This window comes from Rhodopirellula maiorica SM1 (assembly GCF_000346295.1).
Taxonomy (GTDB): domain Bacteria; phylum Planctomycetota; class Planctomycetia; order Pirellulales; family Pirellulaceae; genus Novipirellula; species Novipirellula maiorica.
Window position 1 is genome coordinate 1 of record NZ_ANOG01000670.1, and the last position, 8,102, is coordinate 8,102.

At 55.4% G+C, this 8,102-nt stretch carries 6 protein-coding genes; all 6 read right to left on the bottom strand.

Annotated elements, in window-relative coordinates:
* The coding region (locus RMSM_RS21425; protein ID WP_008701162.1) for a BatA domain-containing protein at positions 1-830 on the bottom strand (830 nt) is incomplete at its 3' end.
* Positions 827-1,813 (bottom strand): DUF58 domain-containing protein, encoded by a 987-nt coding sequence (locus RMSM_RS21430; protein WP_008701164.1) that lies wholly within the window; start codon positions 1,811-1,813, stop codon positions 827-829. The genes RMSM_RS21425 and RMSM_RS21430, both read right to left, overlap by 4 nt.
* 152 nt (positions 1,814-1,965) lie before the next feature.
* Positions 1,966-3,033 carry an AAA family ATPase gene (locus tag RMSM_RS21435; RefSeq protein WP_052031736.1) on the bottom strand — a complete coding sequence of 356 codons (1,068 nt, stop codon included), beginning with the start codon at positions 3,031-3,033 and terminating at the stop codon, positions 1,966-1,968.
* A gap of 57 nt (positions 3,034-3,090) precedes the next feature.
* Complete coding sequence (locus RMSM_RS21440) at positions 3,091-4,746, bottom strand: EF-hand domain-containing protein (RefSeq protein ID WP_008701168.1); 1,656 nt, start codon at positions 4,744-4,746, stop codon at positions 3,091-3,093.
* Positions 4,743-6,074, bottom strand: coding sequence for a DUF1501 domain-containing protein (locus RMSM_RS21445; RefSeq protein ID WP_040768738.1), 1,332 nt, complete (start codon positions 6,072-6,074; stop codon positions 4,743-4,745). The genes RMSM_RS21440 and RMSM_RS21445 overlap by 4 nt, the downstream gene beginning before the upstream one ends.
* Positions 6,075-6,115: 41 nt before the next feature.
* A partial coding sequence (locus tag RMSM_RS21450; RefSeq protein WP_040768740.1) for a DUF1549 and DUF1553 domain-containing protein occupies positions 6,116-8,102 on the bottom strand: 1,987 nt, incomplete at its 5' end.

The window sequence follows — 8,102 nt, forward strand, 5'->3', positions numbered from 1 at the left end:
TTGTGTAGCCGAGCTGTCATCGTCACCGGCTGGTCCACGCCCACGATCGTACGGCGGATCATCATTTGATCGACCGCCACGTTTCCTTTGGATGCCGCGGGGGAATTAGAAGTTTTCAGCTTGTCCAGACGCAGGGTCTCGATTTCGGTTCGGATCGGTGATTCATTCAAGACTTCGCGAAAACGCTTCCAGCCCGCTTCGTCTTCAAGTCCCCAATCGGCAGCCTGACCGTCCGTCAATACAACAATGCGACGCGAGGATTGCGTCGGTTGATGTTCCGCCTGAATCGCCGCGAATAGCGCCGCCAACAAATCACTACGGCCTCGGGTCGCCTGCAGTTGCTGTATTTCGGAATGGATCCACTGTCGGGTTCGCCGATCGCTTCGGACCGGTCCCGCTCCACTCCACATCGGATAGGGGGCGGCGGTCAAGACACGGACATCATCCGAATTGGGCAATTCGGTCACCATCTCGATGGCACGATCGATCGCACTGCCAATCATCGTTCCGGACGGATCCGATCGTAGCATTGACATCGAATTGTCGACGATAAAGATAGTCTCGCCGCGTTCGTTTCCTCCCAAATACCCAGACGGCAACAAGGGACGCGCAAGTGCGAACACAAGTGCGGCGATCGCCAAACAACGCAGCAGCAACAACAGCCACTGTTTCATCCGACGCGCACTCGTTTTACGCGCCGAAGCCTCCATCAAAAACTGCATTGCGCCCCATTGGATTTCCGTATTGCGGCGTCGATCAAACAGATGCAGCAATAACGGAGCAGCAGCCAGGGGCAGGGCCAACAAAAATGCAACGCTCAGGAAACTCATCTTCGTTTCGCTCCTTTGCGTGCCATGCGGTTCCGCAAAAACCAGCCGAGTGTGTCCGCCAAATCGACGGCGGTAGTCAAGCGGACATAGTCGCCACCAAGCCCCACCACGGTTTCTTCTAATTCGGTAACGAAGCTTCGCATCCGTTGCAAATATTGCTGTCGTACGGCAGGTGGATCCAAATGAATCCGTTGCCCCGACACTTCTAAAGACTGAAAAGCCGACCAACGGCGAAAATCAAACGTCAACTCTTCGGGTGCCAGCACGTGCATCACAACAACGTCATGACCGCGAGCACGAACAATCCGCAGCGCGGTGGCAAGTTCCTGCAGATCGCCAAAACAATCCGAAAACAGCACAAACAATCCCCGCCGTCGCTGGCGGGCTGCACAATGTTGGATCTGTTTTCCCAAACTGCCCTCGTTCGTACCGCCCGCCTCGCAGGCCCGAGCGGATTGCAATGTCGCCAAGACCGCCCGCAGATGCGCGGCATGCTGTTTCGCCGGAACGAACGCAGGCTTGTTGTCGTGCAGGATCGTCAATCCGACCGCATCGCGTTGATGCAGCAACAGTCGCGTCAGACAGGCTGCTGCTTGCTTGGCGTACTCGAGCTTACTCTGCGTCGACAAGCCGAAGTTCATCGATCCACTGGCGTCGATCGCCAACATCGCATGCAAATTCGTTTCTTCCTCGAATTGACGAATGAAGTAACGATCGTTCCTGGCGTAGACCTGCCAATCGATTTGTCGGACCTCATCACCGGCGGCATATTGCCGGTGCTGAGCGAACTCGCAGCACCCTCCTTTGGTCGTTGAGCGATGTTTGCCCGCTAACAATCCATCCACGACACTCCGCGACAAGAGCTCCAAATGACCAATTTGATCCAACACTCGTGGGTCGACCAAATCGCCGTAGGGCGATGGTGACACAGCGGGCCCCGGTGTGGGGTCGGTGGACGGACGACGGCGGAAACGAGTGAACATGAAGTGTAGTTGTCGGGGTGAAGATCGTGACCGGAAACGAGTTCGGCCCAGCGGTTGTCTAAGCGGCGATCAATTTTACGCAGCAACCGTTGCCAGATGGTGGATCCACGCTTTGGCAAACGTGGCTACGACAGTGGTGGTTCCAACGGTCCTCAGCTGTTTTTTGCAGTGTGATTCTTTTTGCTCAATGACGGTGTCTGCTCAATGATCCTATTGAGCACCGAGTCCGCATCGACTCCCGCAGCCTCGGCATTGAAAGTCAATATCACGCGGTGTCGGAGCACGGGCAGGGCGACTTTGATTAAGTCTTCGGTTGTGGCGTGACAGCGGCGATTCAGTAATGCACGCGCCTTGGCGGCCAACAACAGTGAGATCGTCGCACGTGGGCCTGCGCCCCATTGCACCAAGTTTTGTAGCTCGGGCGACATCGTTCCCTCTTCGGGACGCGTGCCTCGAACCAAATCGAGGGCCGCGTTATAGACATGGTCGGCGACGACAACGCTGCGGACCAATGACTGCATCCGGTGAATCTGGTCTTCGTCGAGCACTTTGACGGTTTCGAACTTGTAATCCGTGGTTTGCCGGCGTGCAATTTCCATTTCCTCATCACGACTAGGATAAGCGACGTGAATTTTTAGCAGGAATCGATCCAACTGTGCCTCGGGTAACGGGTATGTGCCTTCGGTTTCGACTGGATTCTGAGTCGCCAAAACAAAGAACGGATCGGGCAGTGCGTAAGTTTGCCCACACACCGTCAACTGTCGCTCTTGCATCGCCTCGAGCAACGCACTTTGCGTCTTGGGTGGAGTCCGGTTGATCTCGTCAGCCAATATCACATTTCCAAACAAGGGCCCCTCAACGAAACGGAAGATTCGTTTGCCAGTCGTGTGATCTTCTTCCAATATCTCGCTGCCTGTGATATCGCCGGGCATCAAATCGGGAGTGAATTGCACGCGGCGAAACGTCAGATCGGTCAACGAGGCCAGCGTGGCCACCAACATCGTCTTGGCCAAGCCAGGCATGCCCTGCAGAATACAGTGGCCGCGGCAAAGCATTCCGATCAACAGCTGCTCGGCCACTTCGTGTTGTCCCACGATGACTCCGGCAAGTTGTTCGCGAAGTGCCGTCAATTGTTGGTGCAATTGATCGACTGCCTGAGCCACGTCCACCGATTCTTCGTTGCTGTTGTTGAGCGGTCCGTTCGTACTCGGTTTCGTCATTTCGTCGATTCGATTCAACATGATGTTCTTGTTCGCTTGATTTCTGCGGGGTTTTGTTTAGGGAGTCTTGAATTGCAATGCTTCCACCGCGCTGATCAGTCCGTCGGCATCCGCATCGAGATCCGAAAACTGTTCATCCAAACCGGGAAACTCGTCACGTGTCAGGTCGTTGTCTCCATTGCGGTCCATGCGGACAAACCAATCCGGAGGCGCGATCGACGGCGCTGAATCGGCTTGCTTGACACGTCTAAGCCCCGCAAGTTCGCCATGCACGGTTGGCCCCAGTCCCAGACACACGCGGATTGGGGATTGTGTTTCCTGCAGCGACAATGCACCGTCACCATCCTGGTCAAATTGGGTTAGGCGTTGTTCGAGTTCTCGCAACTCGCGAATGGTAAAACGTCCGTCGCTATTTGGATCCAACATTGGCAGCAAAGGATAACCATCGACGACGGCGCCCAATGAGATCTGGTCTGACTGCGAATTCTGGAGAGCCGAAAATTGGATCGCGGTGCCGCCCACGTTCACGTCGACGCCATCGGACGTCGATGACGCTGCGACGGTGGCCTGCAAATCCGCCGAGGTCGCGACGATGCTTAGTTTTGACTTACTTGCGTTTGCAGTGACGTATTCAACCAGAAGATCGATGTCGGGCGATCGGTTTTCAAGGGTGCTGATTTCCGAGTCGTCGATTCGCCCGTTTTGGTCGACGTCAAAAGCTGCGATCGTAATGAAAAGGCTCGCGTCGTCTCGCGAAATCTGTAGCAAATCGGCGAGCAACAGCAACAACGGACGTTGGTAGGCCGATCCGTCAACATCATCCCCAAGCGAGCGGGCGGCGGCAGCAATTTCAAGGGCTTCGACAATGTCGTTTCGATTGGCATCACATTTTTGCAACGCCGACACCGCCTCGTTTTGTTCCGCAGCGGATACACGTCCGTCTCGATCGCGATCCAGGATTTGAAATACAGGCCGCTCGTTCGCTCGAAAGCTTTGAAAGTAGGGCTGCAACAACAACAGCGTCGGTCCATCGGTCCAATGATTCATCAACCAAGCAGCCTCGTCGGCGGCGACCGGTTCGCCAGTCGCCTCGGCATACCGTCGCAACCATTCCCCAGACTCGGTGGTCAACTGATATGGCGCCGACACTGCCACCGGCGGTTCCGCAGCGGGATCCTCCGTTTCACTCTCTGATTCGTTTGTGGTTTCGGAATCGTCCGGCGGACCGCTGGGTTCATCGTTCGCTTCGACAGGGATCTCGGGTTTGGCAGGGCTAACAATCGAACTGAGAATCGAGGCAACCTTTTCGCGACGGGTTGCGGTAAACGGTGCATCATCGATCATGATTTTTGCACGTACCAAGATCGGGGTTGCAAGCGGATGAGGATCCTCGGCCGCGGGTGTCATCGTTGGCGGGCACAACAGGAACCGAATTTCACCTTGGTCATTTTCCTGATTGGACAAGAATTCGCGTCGCTGGTACCGCGTTTGATACTGAGGCAACCGCTCACCGGGAAGCGTGACGACAGGCGGCGCAGCAGCTGCCATCATGACCTCACCATCCGATGTCATCGAATCGGTTCTCGCATTAGATAGAAATTTCACTGACGCTGAAACAGGCAATGCTTGCGGTTCGCTCGCGGTTAATTCACTGGTGAATCCAGTTGATCCCGCCAGCGCTGCCGCAATACAGATTCGAAATATGCCGATCATGTCAACACTTCCTTGATGACGGTGCCTTCGGAAATCGGGATCGGTCGACCGCTTGGCGACATGTTGCTTGGGGCACTGCCTAGACCGAGTGCCGAACAGAGCGTGCTGAGCAGATCTTGCACACCAATCTTCCCATCCACCACGTTCGTGCCGTCTTCACTTGTCTTGCCGTACGCTTGTCCGCCCGCGATACCACCACCCGCCAGCACGCTGGTCCATGCGTTCGGAAAGTGATCGCGACCGGCGCTGGGGTTGATCGCGGGCGTACGTCCAAATTCTCCCATCCAAAGAATGGTCGTCGATTCGAGCAGTCCATGCTCTTGCAGATCTTGCATCAACGTCCCCCAACCATCGTCGAGTGTTTTGGAGAGGTCGGCGACAGCCCGAAAATTATCCGAGTGCGTATCCCAGCCGACCCCGCCACTGTTGGTTCCCAGCGAGACTTCGACGAACGGTACACCGCGTTGGATCAAACGACGCGCCATCAGACATCCCTGACCAAATACATTCGAGCCGTACGCTTCACGCAGCTTCTTTGGCTCTTGTGATAAGTCAAACGCTTTTGCGTCATCGCTTTGCATCAATCGCACCGCCCCTTCGTAAACCTCGTGGTGCGACCCGGCTGCGCCGGCGGATCGCGACGAGACAAACTCGGATTGCAGACTCTGCCAAATTTTCAAACGCTGCTGCATTCGTTGCTCGTCGATCCCCGCACCGCGTCGCAGCGATTGTACCTCTAAGCTTGGAAACCCGTCTTCGTCATTCCCCACGGATCCGGGCACATCGCTGGCACCGACAAACAGTGGCCCAAAACGTGGCCCTAGGAAACCGGGACTAAAGGCATCTTGATTGAACGCACGGTAGGTCCCGATGCTGACATTGCTTGGCAGAGTCATTTTCTCTTCGGCGAGCTGATTCGCCAGAGAGGATCCGATACATGGATATTGAATCGGCCCCATCGGTTTGTAACCGGTCCGCATCAAATACGTCCCTCGACCGTGATCACCTTCCTTCGTCGATAGACCTCGCATGATCGCCAACTTGTCGCTGACCGCAGCTAACTTAGGAAGATGCTCGCTGAATCGCAAACCTGGAACTGCGGTCTGAATCTCTTTGAACTCGCCTCCGTTTTCATGGTTGGGTTTCATGTCGAACGTATCGGTCTGACTTGGCCCGCCACTCATCCACAGCAAAATACAGTGGCGACGCCGATTCGGATCATTGGCCAAAGCCTGTGCCAATCCGGGAAACCAGCCGCTGGCGCTGACCGAACCGAAACCGGCTGCCATCGATTGCAGCATTCGCCGTCGAGAATAGGAGTGGGGCATGATCGAACACCGTTAAATTTGCAATGAGTAAAGTCAGACGATCAGTGATTGAGCGTAAATTCGGCACTATTGATCAGCGCCCACAACACATCGGCGAGTCCCGCCGAACGCTCCGAAGGTGAAGCGTCGTCAGGGATAAATTCGGACAACAGTTCACGTTCTTTCTCAGTCGCAGGGCGTGACAACGTTGCCATGAACAACACATCGATCCGCTGTGAATCGGTGAAGAAGGGAGCTTCAAGCGACCGAATCAAACCACTCGTCTGCTCGCTGGTCGCCCCTGAAATCAATGTGCCGTTCATCAACATCAACGCTTGCGGAATCCCCGCGAGGTATTCGGCACGATTGGCTGTCGGGGTGGCGAATTGTTGCAAGAACATTTCCCGTTGGGTGTTGCCAAAGCGAGCCAAGCTGTATTGGGCGGCCGGGGCATTGTCTTGGCCAAGCATGGTTGCGACTGAGATACAGTCGTAAAGCTGTTCAGCGGTCAATGTCTTGACGTTCATCTGGGCAAACAGTTTCAACCGCTTCTCGGTCGCGTCCTCGTCCGTATTTCCAGTTGCCTGTGAACTACTTGAAAGTCGGTATGCGTTGGAAAGGACGATCGATCGAATCAGGCTTTGTAGGTCAAAGCCATCATCAATAAACTGACTCGCCAGCGTGTCGAGTAACTCTGCAGACACGGGCGGATTGTTTACACCGAAATCATCCACGGGGTCGACGATTCCACGTCCGAGCAATTGAGCCCAAACGCGATTGACCGTGGCACGTGCGAAATACGGATTATTCGGTCCGGTCAACCAAGCCGCCAACCTTTGTCGACGCGCAGATCCCGTTCCGCTCTTATTTTCCGACGTTGCGTTTTTGGTTCCAACGACGGGCGGCAACGTTTGCCCCAAGAATCGCGGAGGCACGATCGTTTCCGTTTCAGGCAGCATCACATCGCCGCGATCGACATCGCTGACTCGCATCACGCTTGACACCGTTTCTAACTCACCCTTGGGACGCGAGATCTGAGCAAAGAAGGCCGCATAGCTCCAGAAATCTTCTTGAGTCCACGGTTCGAAGGGATGATCGTGGCATTGGGCACACTCCAATCGCATCCCCAAGAACACGCGTGACGTGCGTGCCGCCAGTTGATCGGCGTCTAGTTTCAGAGCCGAGTAAAACAACAGCGGACCGGACTGAGACAAGCGTCCTTCGGCCAAAAGTAGTTTGCGAACGATCTGGTCGTACGGTTCGCTTGCGGCAAAGCGATCCGCCAACCACTTTTCAAACGCTTCGCGTCCCCCAAATGCGTCCAAATCGACGCCTTCGGGGATCAAAAACGACCGCCATACCGCCGCCAACTGCGACGCATGGTCGGGACTGGCCAACAATTGATCCACCAATCGCTCGTACCGGTCCGTACGTTGATCCTGTAAAAATCGCCGAACCTCGGTTACCGTAGGCGTGCGTCCCGCCAGATCCAAGTAGGCTCGTCGCAACAATTCCAGATCGGTCGCCATGTCAACAGGACGGACCTGTTCACGTTGCCACAAATCATCGAGGATCGTGTTGATTCGCTCGAGGACCTCCGCATCCGTCGCGGACACCACGGCGACGGGCGCCCATTTTTTCGCGGGTCCAATCGGCAACGTGTTCACAAACGCGTTCGGCTGTTTTGAACCGGCGGCATCCGCTGCGTTCGCTTTGGCGGCGTGTGATTGGTTTTCGGTCTTGTTGCCGGCCGATGCGTTATCCAACGCGCTAAACGAGCCAGCGGGATCCGGCGCCTTGTCCACGATCGTCAAGTCGTTTGGAAAATGAGTCGATTGTAGCTCCGTCAATGAATGATCAGGATACGCCAGCGAAGTGAGCTGCGTCTTATCAGCCCTTCCGGATTGAACCGTCAAAGGCAAATTCGATTTAGGGTCTAATTGCAACGAAAGTGAGAACCGTTCCTGCGAAGCACTTTGGAAACGAACATGCAAATCGATGATGTCTCGCCCGTCAACCGTCCGCTCTTCCCATTTTTGCTCGATTAGC

Excerpts from the sequence above, each read along its gene's own strand:
- RMSM_RS21430 (WP_008701164.1), bottom strand. The coding sequence starts at position 1,813 with ATGTTCACTCGTTTCCGCCGTCGTCCGTCCACCGACCCCACACCGGGG.
- RMSM_RS21435 (WP_052031736.1), bottom strand. The coding sequence starts at position 3,033 with ATGACGAAACCGAGTACGAACGGACCGCTCAACAACAGCAACGAAGAA.
- RMSM_RS21440 (WP_008701168.1), bottom strand. The coding sequence starts at position 4,746 with ATGATCGGCATATTTCGAATCTGTATTGCGGCAGCGCTGGCGGGATCA.
- RMSM_RS21445 (WP_040768738.1), bottom strand. The coding sequence starts at position 6,074 with ATGCCCCACTCCTATTCTCGACGGCGAATGCTGCAATCGATGGCAGCC.